The 17,405-nt window shown below is 37.5% G+C and carries 15 protein-coding genes; 3 read left to right on the top strand and 12 right to left on the bottom strand.

The genetic code is table 11. The annotated features are described in order from the left end of the window. Nucleotides 1-137 precede the first annotated feature (137 nt). The 7 genes from DBX25_RS09300 to DBX25_RS09270 form a co-directional block, all read right to left on the bottom strand. Entirely contained in the window at nt 138-1,769 is a 1,632-nt protein-coding gene (locus tag DBX25_RS09300; RefSeq protein ID WP_108670505.1) for an acyl-CoA dehydrogenase family protein, read from the bottom strand. A gap of 201 nt (nt 1,770-1,970) precedes the next feature. Next, on the bottom strand, nt 1,971-3,371 hold the full coding sequence (gene rlmD / locus DBX25_RS09295; RefSeq protein ID WP_108670504.1) for a 23S rRNA (uracil(1939)-C(5))-methyltransferase RlmD: 1,401 nt from the start codon (nt 3,369-3,371) through the stop codon (nt 1,971-1,973). Continuing rightward, complete coding sequence (locus DBX25_RS09290; RefSeq protein ID WP_108670503.1) at nt 3,368-4,252, bottom strand: DNA-3-methyladenine glycosylase family protein; 885 nt, start codon at nt 4,250-4,252, stop codon at nt 3,368-3,370. The genes rlmD and DBX25_RS09290 overlap by 4 nt, the downstream gene beginning before the upstream one ends. A 109-nt stretch (nt 4,253-4,361) precedes the next feature. After that, nucleotides 4,362-5,156: a delta-lactam-biosynthetic de-N-acetylase gene (pdaA, locus tag DBX25_RS09285; RefSeq protein WP_108670581.1), complete on the bottom strand. Its 795-nt coding sequence runs from the start codon at nt 5,154-5,156 to the stop codon at nt 4,362-4,364. Nucleotides 5,157-5,346: 190 nt separating this feature from the next. After that, nucleotides 5,347-5,535: a hypothetical protein gene (locus DBX25_RS09280; protein ID WP_108670502.1), complete on the bottom strand. Its 189-nt coding sequence runs from the start codon at nt 5,533-5,535 to the stop codon at nt 5,347-5,349. Nucleotides 5,536-5,718: 183 nt separating this feature from the next. Then, on the bottom strand, nt 5,719-7,266 hold the full coding sequence (locus tag DBX25_RS09275) for a fumarate hydratase (RefSeq protein WP_108670501.1): 1,548 nt from the start codon (nt 7,264-7,266) through the stop codon (nt 5,719-5,721). Nucleotides 7,267-7,514: 248 nt separating this feature from the next. Further along, nucleotides 7,515-7,694 carry an SE1561 family protein gene (locus tag DBX25_RS09270; RefSeq protein ID WP_108670500.1) on the bottom strand — a complete coding sequence of 60 codons (180 nt, stop codon included), beginning with the start codon at nt 7,692-7,694 and terminating at the stop codon, nt 7,515-7,517. A gap of 137 nt (nt 7,695-7,831) precedes the next feature. On the opposite strand from DBX25_RS09270, the gene yfkAB reads away from it, so the two are divergent. Further along, nucleotides 7,832-8,965: a radical SAM/CxCxxxxC motif protein YfkAB gene (yfkAB, locus tag DBX25_RS09265; RefSeq protein WP_108670499.1), complete on the top strand. Its 1,134-nt coding sequence runs from the start codon at nt 7,832-7,834 to the stop codon at nt 8,963-8,965. A 414-nt stretch (nt 8,966-9,379) separates the two neighbouring features. Here yfkAB and DBX25_RS09260 read toward each other — a convergent pair whose 3' ends face one another. From DBX25_RS09260 to DBX25_RS09245, 4 genes are all read right to left on the bottom strand, one after another. Further along, the gene (locus tag DBX25_RS09260) at nt 9,380-10,198 is read right to left on the bottom strand and encodes a YfkD famly protein (protein WP_108670498.1); all 819 of its coding nucleotides are present in this window, start codon (nt 10,196-10,198) and stop codon (nt 9,380-9,382) included. Nucleotides 10,199-10,272: 74 nt separating this feature from the next. Further along, nucleotides 10,273-10,881, bottom strand: a complete 609-nt coding sequence (locus DBX25_RS09255) for a YczE/YyaS/YitT family protein (protein ID WP_108670497.1) — start codon at nt 10,879-10,881, stop codon at nt 10,273-10,275. Nucleotides 10,882-11,277: 396 nt separating this feature from the next. Continuing rightward, complete coding sequence (gene cax, locus DBX25_RS09250) at nt 11,278-12,336, bottom strand: calcium/proton exchanger (protein WP_108670496.1); 1,059 nt, start codon at nt 12,334-12,336, stop codon at nt 11,278-11,280. A 28-nt stretch (nt 12,337-12,364) separates the two neighbouring features. Beyond that, on the bottom strand, nt 12,365-12,745 hold the full coding sequence (locus tag DBX25_RS09245) for an OsmC family protein (RefSeq protein WP_108670495.1): 381 nt from the start codon (nt 12,743-12,745) through the stop codon (nt 12,365-12,367). A 156-nt stretch (nt 12,746-12,901) separates the two neighbouring features. Between DBX25_RS09245 and DBX25_RS09240 the strand changes: the two genes are divergently transcribed. After that, on the top strand, nt 12,902-14,077 hold the full coding sequence (locus DBX25_RS09240) for an MFS transporter (RefSeq protein ID WP_240620227.1): 1,176 nt from the start codon (nt 12,902-12,904) through the stop codon (nt 14,075-14,077). Between the two features lie 52 nt (nt 14,078-14,129). Here DBX25_RS09240 and DBX25_RS09235 read toward each other — a convergent pair whose 3' ends face one another. Continuing rightward, on the bottom strand, nt 14,130-15,074 hold the full coding sequence (locus DBX25_RS09235; RefSeq protein WP_108670494.1) for a DMT family transporter: 945 nt from the start codon (nt 15,072-15,074) through the stop codon (nt 14,130-14,132). 214 nt (nt 15,075-15,288) lie between these two features. Here DBX25_RS09235 and DBX25_RS09230 point away from each other — a divergent pair, with 214 nt between their 5' ends. Next, nucleotides 15,289-17,220: a heavy metal translocating P-type ATPase gene (locus tag DBX25_RS09230; protein WP_108670493.1), complete on the top strand. Its 1,932-nt coding sequence runs from the start codon at nt 15,289-15,291 to the stop codon at nt 17,218-17,220. Nucleotides 17,221-17,405: the final 185 nt, after the last annotated feature.

Raw genomic sequence — 17,405 nt, 5'->3', positions numbered from 1 at the left:
GACACTTATTCACCTTACTTCGTTCTTTAAGAAAAAGCAAAAAGCAGAAGAAGGGGATTTACCCTTACTTCCGCTTTCAATTCATAAATAATATTAAGACAACTACTACCTTAAAATCATATTCTAAAAAATAGGTATTACTTTATATTAGCTTTTGCTTCTATTTCATTTAAAGCTAATTCCTGATAGGCCTTAAATAATGCACTACAAAAAGTATCCCATTCTGTTGCAGCTTCCATAGAAGCTTCATTTACTATTCCAAGGACTGGTTTTTGTAATAGATTTTCAAGTTGTAAAGAGAACTCATGGATTGTTTCTATTGCTGCACCGTGAAGAACACCACCTACGAATTCTGATGGAGATAACCATTCTGTTACTCTTTGAATATCCCTATAGATTTGTGTAAGCAATAAATTACGCGGCCCCTCCCACTGTTCATTGACCACTACATCACGGAATATTCGAGGAAGGGAAGAAAATTCCTCCATTACTCCATGTCCTGCAAAGATTGACATCGCTTCATTAAGGACTTTTACGCCCTCATTAGTCGTACTAATTTTTTGAAGAAGTACTAATTCGCGGAAGATGAAGAGTTGCTTTCTTACTTCCATAGGTAAATCAGAGTCTAACCCTGGATTCAACGGTCTTTCTAAACGTAAGAATGTATCATATATTTTAAATGCTCCTGCAGTCGTTCTTTGAGCAGCATTTTCAATGTATTTTAACTTACAGGCTGCAAGCGGATAATCCTTTACCTTTTTGCCGAAAACTGTACGGAAATCACTGTATAGATTCGCTTCACGAGATGCACGGAGCATAAATGCCGCACAAGCAATCCCAATCTCCAAACGAGATAATGTTAGTACAATTCCAGCTGCAACAGCAATCCCTTTATCCTTTGGACCTACTGGGTATGCAAGTGCTCCTTTATAATTTATTTCTCCTGTCGGTAGCTCGGCTGTTCCAAGCTTCCATTTAATCCGATTTATTTCATACCCATTTCTTTTTTCCTTCATTTTATCCCCTGGAAGCCATGATGGGACGATAAAAGTAGAAACCTTATTCGAACCTGATATTTTTGCGGTTACTACTGAATAATCTGCATGTGCTACAGAGCAGAAAAACTTGTTACCATATAAACGATAATTCCCCCCATCCGGAACTGCCTCAAGCAAATTAGCAGGTAAATCAGAACCTCCTTGGATTTCCGTCATGAACTGTGCTCCAATTGCAAATTCTCCATTCAAACCTTCTTTAGTGTGTTTTAATATCTCTTCTAGTTCGGGAATATTTTCGTTTGGAAATTGTTCAATAATTCCAATAAGCCCATGTGTACAAGTTAAAGGACACGCTACCCCTGCTTCACCTAATTGATGAATCAACAACCGTTTTACAAAGCTTTCCCAAGGTGCCATTTTATTAGAAAATAATCCTTCTCCGAATATTTCCTTCTCTAATTGATGAGCTTCCATAGGACGGACAATTCGATCAATCCGATGATTAAAAGCGTCATAGTGAAGCATAAACGGACGTACTTCTGGCCTAGCCATTCTTTCTGCAAGTTGGTTCCATTTTAAAGAAACAGTCGGTGAAAAAGTAAGGATTCTTTCGTTGATTTTTCCATAGTCTAAACCGATAAAATGTTCTGCTGACTTTTGTAAGAAAAGATCATCACGATACCAATCTAGACTTTCGCGCTTACTACAAAATTCATCGAACGAATATACATTCTCCCCTCTAATTTCACTATCGTTGGAAACTAGGTTCATTGAAGGACCCCCTTAATCTTTTTGTTCGTTAAATTTTTCATGGTGATTTACTCTCCAAAATCAGTTCTTTATATTTCAAAAATATTCTAAATTATCTAATATAAAGTATAAAGTATGATATATTTCCTGTCACTCTTTGAAACCTACTATTTCCATTACCTAACGAAAAAGCCCATTTCCAATAGGAAATGGGCTTTTTCGTTATTTTAGCATTAGTTTCACAACTGCTTCCACGTGGCTCGTCTGAGGGAACATGTCAACAGGCTGAATGTATTGTATTTTGTATAGCTTACTTAATCGTTGATAATCCTTTGCCAATGTGGATGGATTACAGGATACATACACTACGGTCTTTGGTTTTGCTTTCACAATAGTAGCTAGAAGTTGCTCATCACAGCCGCTTCTTGGTGGATCTACAACCAAAACATCTGGTTTCCATCCTTTATTAATCCAGGTTGGCAAAACGTTCTCTGCTTTTCCTGTTTCAAAATGGGTATTTGTTTTGCCGTGACGTTTCGCGTTCATCCTTGCGTCTTTGATAGACTCTTTAATAACGTCCATTCCACGTACTTCTTTTGCTTCGTCGGATAACCATAACCCAATCGTACCTACACCACAATAGGCATCCACTACATTTTCCTTGCCCGTTAAACTAGCAGCTTTTTTAGCTTCGTCATATAATTTTACCGTTTGAATCGGATTTAACTGAAAGAATGTACGTGCAGATAGCTCATAAGAAAGATCTCCTAGAGTCTCTTTTATTACATTTTCTCCGGAAAGATGAATGGATTTTTCTCCAAAAACTAGGGAGGTTTCTTGATCATTGACGTTTTGAACTACCGACTTTACCTGTGGGAGTTTTTGTTGGATAAGATCAATTAGCTGGTCCTTTTTAGGCAATTCCCTAGTGGCCGTGACAATAACCACCTGTACTTCACCAGACTGGAATCCAACACGAACCATAATCGTACGTACTGATCCTCTTCGTTTCTTCTCATCGTATATAGAAATGTTCAACTCATCCAACATTTTTTTTATTTCATCTGTCACTTTGTTACATTCAGGATGTTGGACAATACAGACAGGTATGTCAATTAGATTGTGAGAGTTCAATCCATATAATCCTGCAATCACTTTACCATTGCGAATGCCTGTTTGGAATTGGCTTTTATTTCGGTAACTCCAAGGGTCTTCCATACCTATCGTTTCTCGGATATCTAGTTTTACCGTTTCATTACCAAGATATCTTTCAAAGGCCTGTCTTACGATGTCACGCTTTTCCTTTAATTGTCCCTCGTAGGAAAGGTGCTGAAGCTGGCATCCTCCACATTGATCATATACCGGACAAGGTGGGTTTACTCTATCTCCAGACTTTTTGCGAATTTTTTTCACTTTCGCTTCTGCAAATTTCGGATGGACCTTTGTCGCTTCAGCTACCACTTCTTCGCCTGGTAATGCTCCTTGTACGAAAACAACGCCTCTTTTAAAATAACCAACACCTTCTCCGTTGATTCCAAGCCTCTTAATCGTCAGGGGAAAAGTTTGTCCCACTTGAAGAGCCATTGCTGTTTGTGTTCTATTACTTTCATGTTGCTTTTTCATGATTTTACACTCCGCTTTTCAATGCTGCGCCACAGATAAAGGGATGCATAGCTTAAATATGGTGACCATTCTGTTGATAAGTCGTCCATAACCTCTATGGATGGCTTTTCTGGTAGCTGCAGTAATTTTTTTAACGCATTTTGTATGCCAATATCTGCTTTAGGAAATAGATTCGGTCTACCAAGACCAAAAAGCAGGAAATTTTCTGCTGTCCAATTGCCGATACCTCTTAACTTGACCAGTGTATTTATTACATCTAAGTCTGATTTTTCTTTTAAGGCAGCCAGGTCTAGGTTACCTTCTGAAATTTCTTTACCTAATCCGATCACATATTCCGCTTTTCTTGTACTGAATTGAAGCTCTCTCAATTCTTCTACCGTAATGGCAGCTACACGATCCGGTGACGGATAAAACCAGGTTCCATCTTTCTCAAAACCATAAGTATGGACGAATCTTTCTGTTAAGGTATGGGCAAATGAAAGATTTAGTTGTTGATGGATAATACATTTTACAAGACAACTGAAATAATCAAAATCTAATATCAGTGCAGTACCCTTATGTTCCTCAAAGATATCACTAAGTTTTGTCTCAGCAAAATGTTGATGTATGCTTTCTAATGGTAGGTGCCAGTGAAAAATTTCTTTAATTCGAGAAAAAGCCTTTTCCTTGGTAGAAACATCTTCCCCAGAAACAAAGAATTCTGGATAGTCCGTTGTTCCAACTGCCTGAATCGTTACTACCTCAGGGATTCCTTCAATATATAGTGGAACCTTAACCCTTCTACTATCCGTTTCCACACACTGCAAAGGATCTAGGGCTAAACGTTCTAATACTAGCTCAAAATTATATGGTCCTTGGATTGAAATAGTTTCATTCCACACAGTCTTTCCCCCATTGTACATTTTCCGTATTATATCATTTTAGGGATGACTTTGTTAGCTTTGAAATATTAAAGAAAACCCCCCGTTATTACGGAAGGCTTTCTAAGTATTACCTTTTTAATATTTTTTCTCCCATTTCTTTCTTCATATACAGGTCATCAAGGCTTTTGAATGTATATCCTTGTCTCTTCAACTCCAAGATAATTCTCTCAAGTGCTTCTGCATTATCCTTTGAAATGGTATGCAATAGAATGATGGCTCCAGGATGTATTTGAGCCATCACCTGCTGATATGCATATTCAGGACCTTGCTGGGCATTCACATTCCAATCTTTAAAAGCTAATGACCAAAATACATGAACATATCCAGCCTCTTTTGCTGCAGCCATAGTACGCTCACTAAATATCCCTCGTGGTGGACGTAAATATTGCATACCTTTTTTCCCTGTAATTTCTTCGGTCTTCTTTTTGACTTGATATAACTCTTTAAACAGCCTTTCATTTGTAACCTGAGTCATATCTGGATGGTGCCAGGAATGGTTCCCAATAATATGACCTTCTTTTGACATTCGTTTTACCAAGTCCTCAGCAGATAGTAAATAATGTCCTGTAACAAAAAAAGCGGCAGGTACATGGTGTTTCTTTAGCACATCTAAAATTTCATCGGTATAACCATTTTCATAGCCATTATCAAAAGTTAGATATATCGTTTTCTTTTTCGAATCATCCTTATAGACAGCATCGTATTTTGCAATCATTTCTTCATACTTCGCTCCAGCATCCGCAGGTACTCCATTTTTACTTTTATTAAATCCCCAGTGATATGGAGAATTTGGTATATACGCGATAGTACTATATGTAACAAATACAAATAATAATGAAGTAATAAATGTTACTTTTTTAATCAAACGTCTTCCCTCCTGTATTCCTGTACATTTTTCTTATTTTTCCAGAAAGTATCGGAAACATTACAGGGAAAATATTGCAAAAGAAGGTTAATGTTATAAGATATAAGATCTTATTTTTATCTATAAATAATAAATCCGTCCGAAAAACCCGGACGGACAGCACTAGTAGGAGAAAACTTTCAATTATCTATCGATTTAATAATTGTCTTAATGCTTTATAAACAAGAGCAAGTGAAAAAACACCGACAGTGAAATATCCTACAGTTGTAAGGATTGGAGCAAGTGATGAAACAAACGTTAATGATTCAGTAAGAGTAGGAAGATAAATTAAAGCAAAACCAGCTAAAACCGTTAAGAATAATGATTTTAAGTCCATTATAAATCCCTCCTTTCCATAACAATGTATGTCCGATTTTCATCACGGTGTGGGCATTTGAGAGCGTTTTCATAAATATAGTAATAAAGTCCTTTTACAGTTGTGAATGAGGGAAAGGTATACTTCATAAAACCTTCCAAAAAAATCAAAAGAAGCTTGGATTCCCAAGCTTCTTTGTTTGTCTTATTTAAAGACAGTTTCTTTAAACTGTGCTAATTTTTCAAGTGAGCTCATTGCTACATCTTTATGAAGGCTATTTCCGTGTGAATCCATCGTGACTACTGCTTTAAATCCTTCTACTTTTAAATGCCACATTGCTTCAGGTATACCAAACTGCATTAAGTCTACGCCTTCAACCGATTTGATGCAATCAGCATAATACTGAGCTGCTCCCCCAATTGCATTCAAGTAAACTCCTCCATGCTCTTGTAGGGCAGCTAACGTTTTAGGTCCCATTCCACCTTTTCCGATAACAGCACGAATACCGAAGCGTTTCATAATATCACCTTGGTATGGCTCCTCACGAATACTTGTAGTTGGACCTGCAGCTTTTACATGCCACTTTCCTTCTTCATCCTTTAACATAACTGGACCACAGTGATAAATTACCTGACCATTTAAATCAACTGGTGAATCATTGTCAGATAAGTATTTATGGATTGCATCACGGCCTGTGTACATCATACCGTAGATTTTCACAACATCTCCAACCTTAAGCTTACGAATTTGTTCTTCTGTAATTGGAGCTTGAAGGATGATTTCACTGCTTTCTGTTTCTACAGCAGCTGCAGTTTCCAGTTCTGCTTCTTGAGAGAAATCAATCTTATCTCCCTCTTGATACATCCACTCTGAGATTTCTCCTGTTTCAGGGTTCACTTGAATACCTAAACGACGGAATGCCCAACAATTATATGCTACTGAAACGAAGAAACTTGCTGGGATTCTGTCCATAACTCCGATTTTGCAACCTAACAAAGTCGTTTCGCCACCAAAGCCCATTGTACCGATACCAAGCTTGTTGGCATTTTCCATCACATACTCTTCTAGCTTACGAAGGTCTTCATGTGGATTAACATCATCGTTGCTTCTAAATAACTGCTCTTTTGCAAGATCATATCCAGAAGAACGATCACCTCCAATACCTACTCCAATAAAGCCAGCACTACAACCTTGACCCTGTGCTTGGTAAACGGAATGCATGATACATTTACGGATTCCATCTAAATCACGTCCAGCTTTTCCAAGTCCCTCAAGTTCGCAAGGCAGACTATATTGGATGTTTTTATTTTCACATCCTCCACCTTTAAGGATAAGACGAACATCGATATAATCTTTTTCCCATTGGTCGAATTTCATGACTGGAACACCTTGACCAAGATTGTCACCACTATTATCACCTGTTAAGGAATCTACGGAGTTTGGACGTAGCTTTCCGTTCTTTGTAGCTAAAGCAATTGCCGCTTTTATCGCTTCTTTAATTTGGATTTGATTTACTCCAACAGGTGTTTTAATTTTAAAAGTTGGTAAGCCTGTATCTTGGCAAATTGGAGAAATATTTTCATCTGCCATCGTAATGTTTTGTGTGATTGTTGCCAAGCTCATTGCGGAACGAGTGCCTTCACTCTCTTTTAACTTAGCTGCTTTAATCGCTCTACGAACATCCTTTGGAAGATTAGTAGATGTTTCTACAATTAACTGGTACATGCTTTCTTGGAATTTTTCCATGTTCATGCTTATTTCTCCCCCTCTATATACTCCCTTTGTCATTCCATTTTTATATAAATAAATTATTCTTTTAAAAATTACGTTTCCTATTATACTCCTATCTCATACGTTCGAAAAGACTCAGGTGCAAACGATTACATGTAAAAATTATGTAATCTACAAAAATAGGTACCAAGAAGCCAAGTATTTTTATAAAAGGAAAGGTCGTAAACTTGGCTTTTTTTCGGTAAAAGCCAGATTTACGACCCTTTAATTTATCTAGTCTTGAATTGATCAATTTTTGTCTCTAGTTCATCAATGATTCCGATCAATCGATCGATATCTTCTAATTCAGTATGTTCAGGATCAATGTTTTCCAACACCTCTAAGAACATAGAGAGCCTTTGTTTTAAGTAATTCATTTGGTCGTCTTTGTTTGTAATCGCTTTTCCCATGTTATGTCCCTCCCTTTTCGCTTAATTAATCCTACATAATAATGAATAAAAGTTCAATTGATGTCATTGACTTTATTAAGTCATTTTTTCATAATGATACAGTGCCATTACATTCCTTGTAAGGAGCTTAAATGAATATGATAACTACAACTACTTCGCGTCTACAACCTATTACCCCACAGTATGATCCGTGGGAAGCATATATGGACATAGAACAATACGGCAAGATGACATTGACGAATATTGAATTCACTACAACAACACTGTGCAACATGCGCTGCGAGCATTGCGCTGTCGGATATACATTGCAACCAAAGGACCCTAATGCCCTGCCAATAGAACTTTTACTACAAAGATTGGATGAAGTAAAAGAGCTAAGATCATTGAGCATTACAGGTGGCGAACCAATGCTGTCTAAAAAATCCGTAAAAAATTATGTAGTCCCGCTTTTAAAGTATGCCCATGAAAGAGGCGTACGTACACAAATTAATTCTAATTTAACGCTTGATCTTGAACGTTATGAGGATATCATTCCTTATCTTGATGTACTCCATATTTCTCATAATTGGGGAACCATTGATCATTTTATTGATCATGGTTTTGCCATGATGGAGCGAAAACCTACAAGAGAACAAAGAGCTGTGCTTTTCCAAAAAATGATTGACAACAGTCAAGCTTTGACAAAAGCAGGAGTCATTGTTTCAGCAGAAACCATGCTGAACAATCGAACGCTTCCGTACTTAGAAAGCATTCATAAACAGATAACAGAGGAAATGGGTTGCCAACGCCATGAAGTCCATCCAATGTATCCAAGTGACTTCGCTTCCACTCTAGAGGCTATTTCTTTAGATGAAATGCGCCAAGCTATTTCACATTTATTAGACATTCGTAATCAGGATGTTTGGATGTTATTCGGAACTCTGCCATTCTATCCATGTAGCTCTAGTCAAGAGGATTTAAATCTCCTGCAAAAACTATATAGCGCTAAAAATGTTACTGTACGTAATGATCCAGATGGACGCTCTCGTTTAAATGCAAATATCTTTACCGGTGACGTAATCGTAACAGATTTTGGTGATGCCCCATCTCTTGGAAATATCCAAACACACAGCTTTCATGAATCCTATCAAAAATGGATGGATTCTAAGCTAGCTAAATCATTAAATTGCCATTGTCCAGCCGTCCAATGTCTTGGACCAAACGTTTTAGTGAAAAACGCTTACTACCCAACAGAAGATTTCACACTGAAAAAATCTAACATCTCTAGATGATTACTCAATTCACTATCATAATTAACCACAAAAAAAGAGTGCGTAAGTCGCACTCTTTCAGACTGTAGACAAACTCTAAGAATTAAGAGTTTGTCTACAGTCTTTTTCAATTAAAATAATTTATATACTAGATAATCCGTTGATTTCCGTTCCTGGCGAACGCTTTCCGCGGGGTGTGACTTGAGCCTCCTCAGTCGCTATGCTCCTTGCGGGGTCTCAAGCTTCACACTCCTCCCGCAGGAGCGTTAGCGACGAGGAAGCTCACCGCCTACCCCCCGGAAAGCAAGTGCCTGGAGCGGAAATCAACGTATTTTAACCGCAATCCTATCCAAAAATGACAAAAGACATCGAGAGGGAGGCCTCTCGATGTCTTTTGTCGACAATCTGAAAGAGTGCGTAAGTCGCACTTTTTTTCTATCTTGGTCTTTCTGTAGCTAGGAAACCAAACGCTAAATGATCTTGAACTGGAATCCAAGCCCCAATTCCTTGTTGGGTTACGTTTTTAACTACAATTGATTTTTTATTGCCCTTTAGAACAAGAAACACTTCACCGTAAGTTACTTTTCCTTTTTCATTTACAGCGGAAGCATAAGCATATAAATATCCAAGTCTTTTCGGAGGGATATTGTATACTTGGTCTTTTTTCGTTCCTCCACCAACAACAGTATCGAATGAAAGTGGAAGATTTGTTTTCTTTGCAGCTTTGATAATCATCATCTTTTGTACGTCATCTGCTGCAGGAATTTTGGCTGTTAGTCCACCTTTTACAATCTTCTGTGCTTCTTGGACATAATGGATTTGGTAGTTTTTTGTACCGCCTCTATTATCAAAATAATTTGTATTAATTTTTTGGTATTCCCAATTCGGTGCAGTTTCCGTCGACTCGTAATTAAGAGCCCAATGTCCTAAATAAATGGTAGCTCTATAGCCAAATGCCAACGGTGCTTTCGAGACTGTAGATTCGTTTAACATATGAATCAGTTCTGGGTTTTCGATTTTCACTTTTGAAGAATCGATTAATTTTTGAGTGAGTTCACTAGGCTGAAGATACGGTAAATCCTGTGTTGAGTTTGGATAAGTATTCTCCTTAGCGATATTCAAAACCGAAGACGGGATAGGTATAGGACCTGATGGCTTACCACCCACCTCAATGGAAGTGGCAAAAACATTAGCCCCGATAAAAAGCTGTAAAGATAGTACAAATCCAACTGTTAAAAATGCTAATCGTTTCATATGTGCACTCCTTCTGAGCAAAAAATCATTTGCTTCTATTGTTAGCTCAAAAAGAATTTACTATGCACATACTTCTAGGAAGTTGGTTCACCCAACCACCTTTCAACCACAGGGAAAAACAACTGTACCAGTGGCCCAATTAAGAAAGTAATGATTAATGTTCCAACACCAATAGGACCCCCAATTAGAAATGCAAGTATGAGTCCAAATAATTCCCCAATGGTCTTCGCAGCCATCAAGTTGACCTTGAAGCGTTGGTGGATAGCCAACATAAGTATATCCATCGGTCCAGGTGGAAACTTCGGTAATAAATAAATGGCTACACCAATTGAAATTACTGCAATACCGCTTAACAATGTTGTTAGTTTCCAGATAGGAGTAACAGGTGCCCAATCTTTTAAAACAATGATCATCCAAAAATCAACAAACATCCCGATTACAAATATCGTTCCTAGTGAAAGAACACGAGGCTTCTCTCTTAACAGATACGCATTAACAAACATTAAAAACACACCACTTAAGAAAACCCAATTCCCAATCGTCAATCCTACTTTTTTAGAAAGACCTACGTTCAAAGCGTCCCAGGCACCAGTCCCGATATTAGCCTTAATTGTCATACTTATTCCTAGTGTGAGGATTAAGATTCCTCCCACAAATAATGCTATTCTCTTCGACAGCTTCAATATGAATCCCCTTTTCTTTTAAAACTTAAATTGTAATGTTTTTGTAAAATTTAGAATATTTACTTTTCTCTAAATGAACGATATAATAACCTTACCCTTTAAAAAGGAGGCGATTTTTACATCTTAGTCCACAAATAAAGGGAGGTTGTCTATCGAGAATATATTCAACAAAAAAGATTTTCAGTCTAAAAATAAACAATAAGGTTGGTGAGCATCCGAGAAAGTTATCTACGATCGTTCGACATGAATACCCCTGCTTGTTGTGTAGGAAGTTGCATTCTTTCGAAGAATCAAGATAGTCTGGATTGTATTATGTACTTAACAGAAATTATGACCATATAAAAAGGACTCTGCAAATTGTATCATACATGCAGAGTCTTTTTTATTCTTATTTTTTTATAGTAAGAAAAATCCAATTCCCATGATTAAATAGGCTGCTAATAGCGTTACTCCCTCAAACCAGTTTGTTTCTCCGTCATTGGAAATCACAATCATCAAGAATACTGATGTTACCATTGCGATCAATTCCGGCATGGAGAATACTAACGGCATCGCTGTTGGGAACATTAATGATATTAATACAAGTACTGGTGCAACGAACATCGCAATTTGTAATGTCGATCCGACTGCAATTTCTACTGCAATATCCATCTTATTCTTATAGGCAAAGATGATAGCGGATGCATGCTCTGCCGCATTACCGACAATCGCAACGATGATAACCCCAATGAATAGTTCTGTCCAACCAAATGATTCAGCCACCACTTCAAATGTATGAACAAGATTTTCAGAGACATAAGCAACAGCCACAGTAGCTAAAAGTAAAATAAGCATTGCCTTTCCCTTACTCCATTCAGGTGTTTCTTCCTCATGATGACTACCATTTTCCCCATGCTGGTATACCCCACGATGAGTAACAAGCTTGAAGAAAAGAGCAGCTAAATATAAAAGAATCAAGATTATGGAAATACCTACGCTTAATGAAATAGTTTTTGTCTCATTCATTGTTTGCGCGAACACTTCAGGAATTACAAACGCAACCACTACGGCAAAAACCAATAAGCCCGCATTGTGTCTAGCATCAAAAACATTGAAGGTTTGTCTTTTAAACTTTAATCCCCCCACAAAGAATGAAAGCCCCGCTACTAGTAGTAAGTTACCAAGAACTGAACCTGTTAAGGATGCTAGTACCACACCAACTAATCCGGCTTTTAAAGCAAAAATTGAAATGATTAACTCGACCGCATTACCAAAAGTGGCATTTAACAATCCACCTATTCTAGGCCCCATTACAACCGCTAAACTTTCGGTTGCTCTCCCCATAAAACTTGCCAATGCAATAATTGTTAAACAGTACACGCCAAACATGATAACACTTGGCCAATGCATGAGTGAGCCAGCTACGGATAACGGTACACCAGCAAGTACAAGAATTAAAAATATTTTATTCGCCATATAGTTTCCTCGCTATCTGAAATATACATCAAATAAGTTCAAAGCTTTCATTAATATCAATACTTCCCTTAACCGATTGAACCATTGGGCAATTTTTATTGGCTAAATGAACTGCCTTCTCAATCTTATTTAGGTCTGCATTTGGTACGCGTAGTACAAAGTGAAGGTGAATTTTCTCAACTCGATTAGCTTCCTCAGCGTTCCGTTCAACCTCTGTTTTGACTGAGATATCCTCGACTTCCATTCTCATTTTTTCCAATATGGACTTTAGGACTCCCCCACTACATACAGCAATCGAAGAAACTAGAAGTTGGTATGGGCGAAACCCATATTCCTCATTCCCTGAAACATGAAGGTCTCCGTATGGTAACTCTGTTATGAAGCCTTTCTCTTTCATTTTGAACTCCAATCAAAATCCCCCTCCCATAAATTTGCTAATAAATAAGGAATATTATACCTTTTTAAATAAACTTTCTAAAGACTTTCTCCGATTCATTACCTCAAATTAGTATTGCCTAATCCACTATTACTAAGTAACATGAAATTTGTTATGAAAGGAGCCATTATGGATACATCTATGAAGCGATTGTGGATTTTAGTTACCATTGTTGGTATATCTGGTTTTTCTCAAGGTATGTTATTGCCTTTAATTGCCATTATTTTCGAAAACGATGGGGTAAGTTCTTCAATGAACGGTTTTCATGCTACAGGCTTATATTTAGGAATCCTCTTAGTTTCCCCATTAATGGAGGGTCCTTTAAGAAGATTTGGGTATAAACCGATTATTATTGTTGGAGGAGCAGCGGTATTTCTTGCATTGGCGCTTTTTCCTTTATGGAAATCTTTCTGGTTCTGGTTCTTTCTTCGATTAATGATTGGGATTGGAGACCATATGCTGCACTTTTCCACTCAGACGTGGATCACAGCCTCTTCCCCTGAAAATCGAAGAGGTAGAAATATATCGATTTACGGAATCTTCTTTGGACTTGGTTTTGCTATTGGGCCATTGATGACACGTTTAATTGAAATCAGTGAGGCTTTACCTTTTATCATATCTTCACTAATCAGTCTAATTGCTTGGACTACAGTCTTTTTCTTACAAAATGAAAAGCCAGATCAAGGGGTAGAAACGTCTAATTTTCTTGGAACGCTACAAAGATTTGGGAAGGTTTGCAAATATGCTTGGGTGGCATTTTTACCTCCGTTCGGTTATGGATTTCTCGAATCAACCATGAATGGGAATTTTCCAGTATACGCTCTTCGTATAGGTATGGATATTAAGGATGTATCCATTTTATTGCCTGCTTTTGCTGTAGGAGCAATCCTGTTTCAATTCCCATTGGGCTATGTGAGTGATAAGTACGGAAGAAAGAATGTTTTATTAATTGTTATGATGTCTGGATTTCTGTGCTTTACTGTAGCTGGTCTATTTCAACATTCAGGGGTCATTCTTTTTATTTGTTTCCTGCTTGCTGGTATGATGACAGGCTCGACTTTTTCATTAGGGATTACGTACATGGCAGATTTACTCCCTAAAAATCTTCTGCCGGCCGGTAATCTAATGTGTGGGATTCTCTTTAGCGTTGGTAGTATTTCAGGTCCTTTTTTAGGAGGAATTGTCATTCAATACTTTAATAATGCCTTTTTCTTCGTCATTAGTGTTATGTTGTTCACTATTTTTATTGCATTATTACTGTTCAGACCAAAGGAAATAGAAACTACAGTACATTCTGTTACGTAAAAGATAAAAGCACTGGCCACTATTATGGCAAGTGCTTTTATCTTCTTTGAATTTAGAAGTCAACTTCTTCTGGTTTATTTGATTTTTCTCCACGATTAACTATCACAATTCCTGCTGTAACTAATAATAAACCGAGAAATACAAATGAACTTAACGATTCGTTCAAGATTACTGATGAAAGAAACACTCCAAAGACAGGCATTAAGAATAGGTAAACCGAGATTTTCCCCACTTGATTATATTTCATCACATTATTCCATAATATATATCCTGCCGCTGACAAGAATGATAGATATAGTAACAATCCTGCCGCTTCCCATGTAAATGAAAATGGAAATAGTCCCACTCCTGGTATTGCAAGCATGATAAGACCTAGAGCACCAAAAATCATTTCATAACTTGTGATGTAACCCACTTCCATATGTTTGCTGGCATTTCGGGCTAAGATATTCCCGTATCCACCAGAAGCCATTGCGATTAATAATAGAACCTCTCCTAAGCCAAAATCCATCGTTAGATCACCTTTACTGATATTGACGGCAATGACCCCACCAAACCCTAGTAAAAGTCCCCACCCCTTTCTCATACTTAATTTGTCATTATGATATAAAAAATGGGCAAATAAAATTTGGAAGAATGTCGTTGTTCCCGCAATGATCGATCCTTGGACACCACTTGAATAACTTAAACCAATATAAAAGAGAACATATTGAATGAAAGTCTGAAATACACCAATTTTAACTAGTGGCTTGATATGAGTTTTTTGAAGTAGAATTTGTTGCTTTGTAATTACTAAAAAAATAAAAATCAAAAATGCAGCCAAGATAAATCGATAGCCTGCAAATAATAGCATTTCACTACTCTCATGTGGCTGGATATCTAACAGCCCATAGCTTAGTTTTATAGCCGGAAATGCACTTCCCCATAGAAAAGCCGCGCTTCCTGCTGAGAGAATGATTCCAACTGGATGTGTAAAAAAACGTTCCGCCTTAAACATGTGTTACCTGCCTCTAAATTTAATAATTAGAATAAGTACAAATTAATTTCTTTTTGCATATCCTTTATGGTAGGATAAATGTAACCAAATATCTATTTATTTTTTCATTTTGTGCTGTCATCTCTTCAGATGACAGCTTTCGTGTTTTTTAAGGGTATTGACGATGAATATCTTTCTCATTCAATCAAATGATTAAGTTAAGGAGGAGAAAAAGATGGGCTCAAATGCAAATGCTTTAAATCATACCACTGAACAAAATGATTCAAAAGAATCCGTATGGAAAAAGATTCTTCCCCATATTGAATTAGTTGCTGCTGGAGTATGCGGGCTATTAATTGCTTTAGGATGGTTTTTTTCAAATGAGGGGCAAGAAACAGCTTCCATAGTTGCTTATGTCCTCGCATTCATAATCGGTGGGTTTGCAAAAGCGAAAGAAGGAATCGAAGAAACTATTGAGAACAAAGAGCTTAATGTTGAGATGTTGATGATTTTCGCAGCCATTGGTTCTGCTATCATTGGTTATTGGACAGAAGGGGCCATATTAATTTTCATATTTGCAGTTAGTGGGGCGCTAGAAACCTACACTATGAACAAAAGCCATAAAGAAATTTCATCATTAATGGAGCTTCAACCTGAAGAGGCACTTAGAATCTCTCCTACTGGGAAGGAAGAAAAAGTTCACGTTTCCCAACTGATTATCGGAGATAAAATTCTTGTGAAAGCTGGAGAACGTGTTCCATCCGACGGAGTCATCTCAGAAGGGCAAACACATATTGATGAAGCTGCTATTACTGGAGAGTCATTACCCGTCAACAAGAAAGTCGATGATGAGGTCTTTGCGGGAACTGTAAACCTACGTGGAACCATTACGGTAACGATTACAAAATTGAACCAAGATACATTATTTCAAAAAATCATTCAACTCGTTCAATCTGCTCAAAGTGAAAAATCACCTTCCCAACTTTTCATCGAGAAGTTTGAAGGGACTTATGTGAAGGTTGTTTTAGCTACGGTACTTGTCATGATGGTTCTCCCCCATTTCCTATTAGGATGGAGTTGGACTGAAACTTTTTATCGATCTATGATTTTGTTAGTTGTTGCTTCTCCTTGTGCGTTAGTGGCTTCCATTATGCCTGCTACCCTTTCCGCTATCTCTAATGGCGCCAAAAAAGGAATTCTTTTTAAAGGAGGCATCCACTTAGAGAATTTAGGGAACTTGAGAGCTATTGCCTTTGATAAAACTGGGACATTAACAAAAGGAAGACCAGAAGTTACGGATGTGTTGTTTCGCGAAGACTATACAAGAGAATCATTCCTATACAATGTTGGCTCGATAGAACAATACTCTAATCATCCACTGGCACAATCAATAACTAAATATGTAAAACAAATTAATTCTCAACCATTAAATAAGCCTGATCAAATGGAAGATATAAGTGGATGGGGCGTACAAGCAAATCTAGAAGGCGTTAAATGGAAAATCGGTAAAGTGGATTTCATTGGAAAAGAAGCAGCAGAAGCTTTTCAGGATGGAATTTATCAGAAACTAGCTGCAGAAGGTAAGACGATTGTTTTTGCAAGTGATGGGCAAGGAATTGCAGGACTTTTAGCATTGAAGGATGTCGTTAGGGAAGAAACGAGTAAAGCAATTGAAACGTTGCGTTCTCAAGGAATCCATACTGTCATGTTGACGGGGGACAGTGAAAAAACTGCCCAAGTTATCGCTTCAGAAAGCCATATTGATGCGTTTGTGGCGGAATGCCTACCAGAAACAAAAGTTGATGAAGTTAAGCTTTTAAAAGAAAAATACCATACTGTTGCCATGGTTGGAGATGGAATCAATGACGCACCCGCATTGGCAAGCGCATCCGTGGGAATAGCAATGGGAGAAGGAACGGACGTAGCATTAGAAACAGCCGATATTGTATTAATGAAAAACGACTTACCTAAAATTGCTGAAGCGATTGCTCTTTCAAGAAAGATGAACCGAATCATCAAACAAAACGTTATTTTCTCTATTACGGTCATCATGTTCTTAATTTCTTCGAATTTTCTTCAGGTTCTCGATCTCCCATATGGTGTGATTGGACATGAAGGAAGTACAATTTTAGTAATTTTAAATAGCCTAAGACTTTTACGATCATAAAGATACCGGCTAATTTATAGATCTTCAATTATTGCCATAAGCTTAAGTTATTTGTTAATTCCATCGAGTTAATTATGTAAGGCTTGCCCACTTATGGGCAAGCCTTTTTACTTAGTGATAGCCGTTTTGACCGTTGGCAGAACCAGACGTTTTGCCTTTAGGTTTTTGTGTTTTGTTTTGCTTTG

Source organism: Peribacillus acanthi, assembly GCF_003073175.1.
Classification (GTDB): Bacteria; Bacillota; Bacilli; order Bacillales; family DSM-1321; genus Bacillus_BN; species Bacillus_BN acanthi.
The sequence above is the reverse complement of the archived record's forward strand: the minus strand, read 5'-3'. Positions and strand labels throughout refer to the sequence as shown.

Bases quoted from the DNA above. Each gene is read 5' to 3' on its own strand.
- yfkAB (WP_108670499.1), top strand. From the start codon at position 7,832: ATGATAACTACAACTACTTCGCGTCTACAACCTATTACCCCACAGTAT.
- DBX25_RS09300 (WP_108670505.1), bottom strand. From the start codon at position 1,769: ATGAACCTAGTTTCCAACGATAGTGAAATTAGAGGGGAGAATGTATAT.
- cax (WP_108670496.1), bottom strand. From the start codon at position 12,336: ATGGCGAATAAAATATTTTTAATTCTTGTACTTGCTGGTGTACCGTTA.
- DBX25_RS09280 (WP_108670502.1), bottom strand. From the start codon at position 5,535: ATGGACTTAAAATCATTATTCTTAACGGTTTTAGCTGGTTTTGCTTTA.
- DBX25_RS09240 (WP_240620227.1), top strand. From the start codon at position 12,902: ATGGATACATCTATGAAGCGATTGTGGATTTTAGTTACCATTGTTGGT.
- rlmD (WP_108670504.1), bottom strand. From the start codon at position 3,371: ATGAAAAAGCAACATGAAAGTAATAGAACACAAACAGCAATGGCTCTT.
- DBX25_RS09235 (WP_108670494.1), bottom strand. From the start codon at position 15,074: ATGTTTAAGGCGGAACGTTTTTTTACACATCCAGTTGGAATCATTCTC.
- DBX25_RS09230 (WP_108670493.1), top strand. From the start codon at position 15,289: ATGGGCTCAAATGCAAATGCTTTAAATCATACCACTGAACAAAATGAT.
- DBX25_RS09270 (WP_108670500.1), bottom strand. From the start codon at position 7,694: ATGGGAAAAGCGATTACAAACAAAGACGACCAAATGAATTACTTAAAA.
- DBX25_RS09275 (WP_108670501.1), bottom strand. From the start codon at position 7,266: ATGAACATGGAAAAATTCCAAGAAAGCATGTACCAGTTAATTGTAGAA.
- DBX25_RS09260 (WP_108670498.1), bottom strand. From the start codon at position 10,198: ATGAAACGATTAGCATTTTTAACAGTTGGATTTGTACTATCTTTACAG.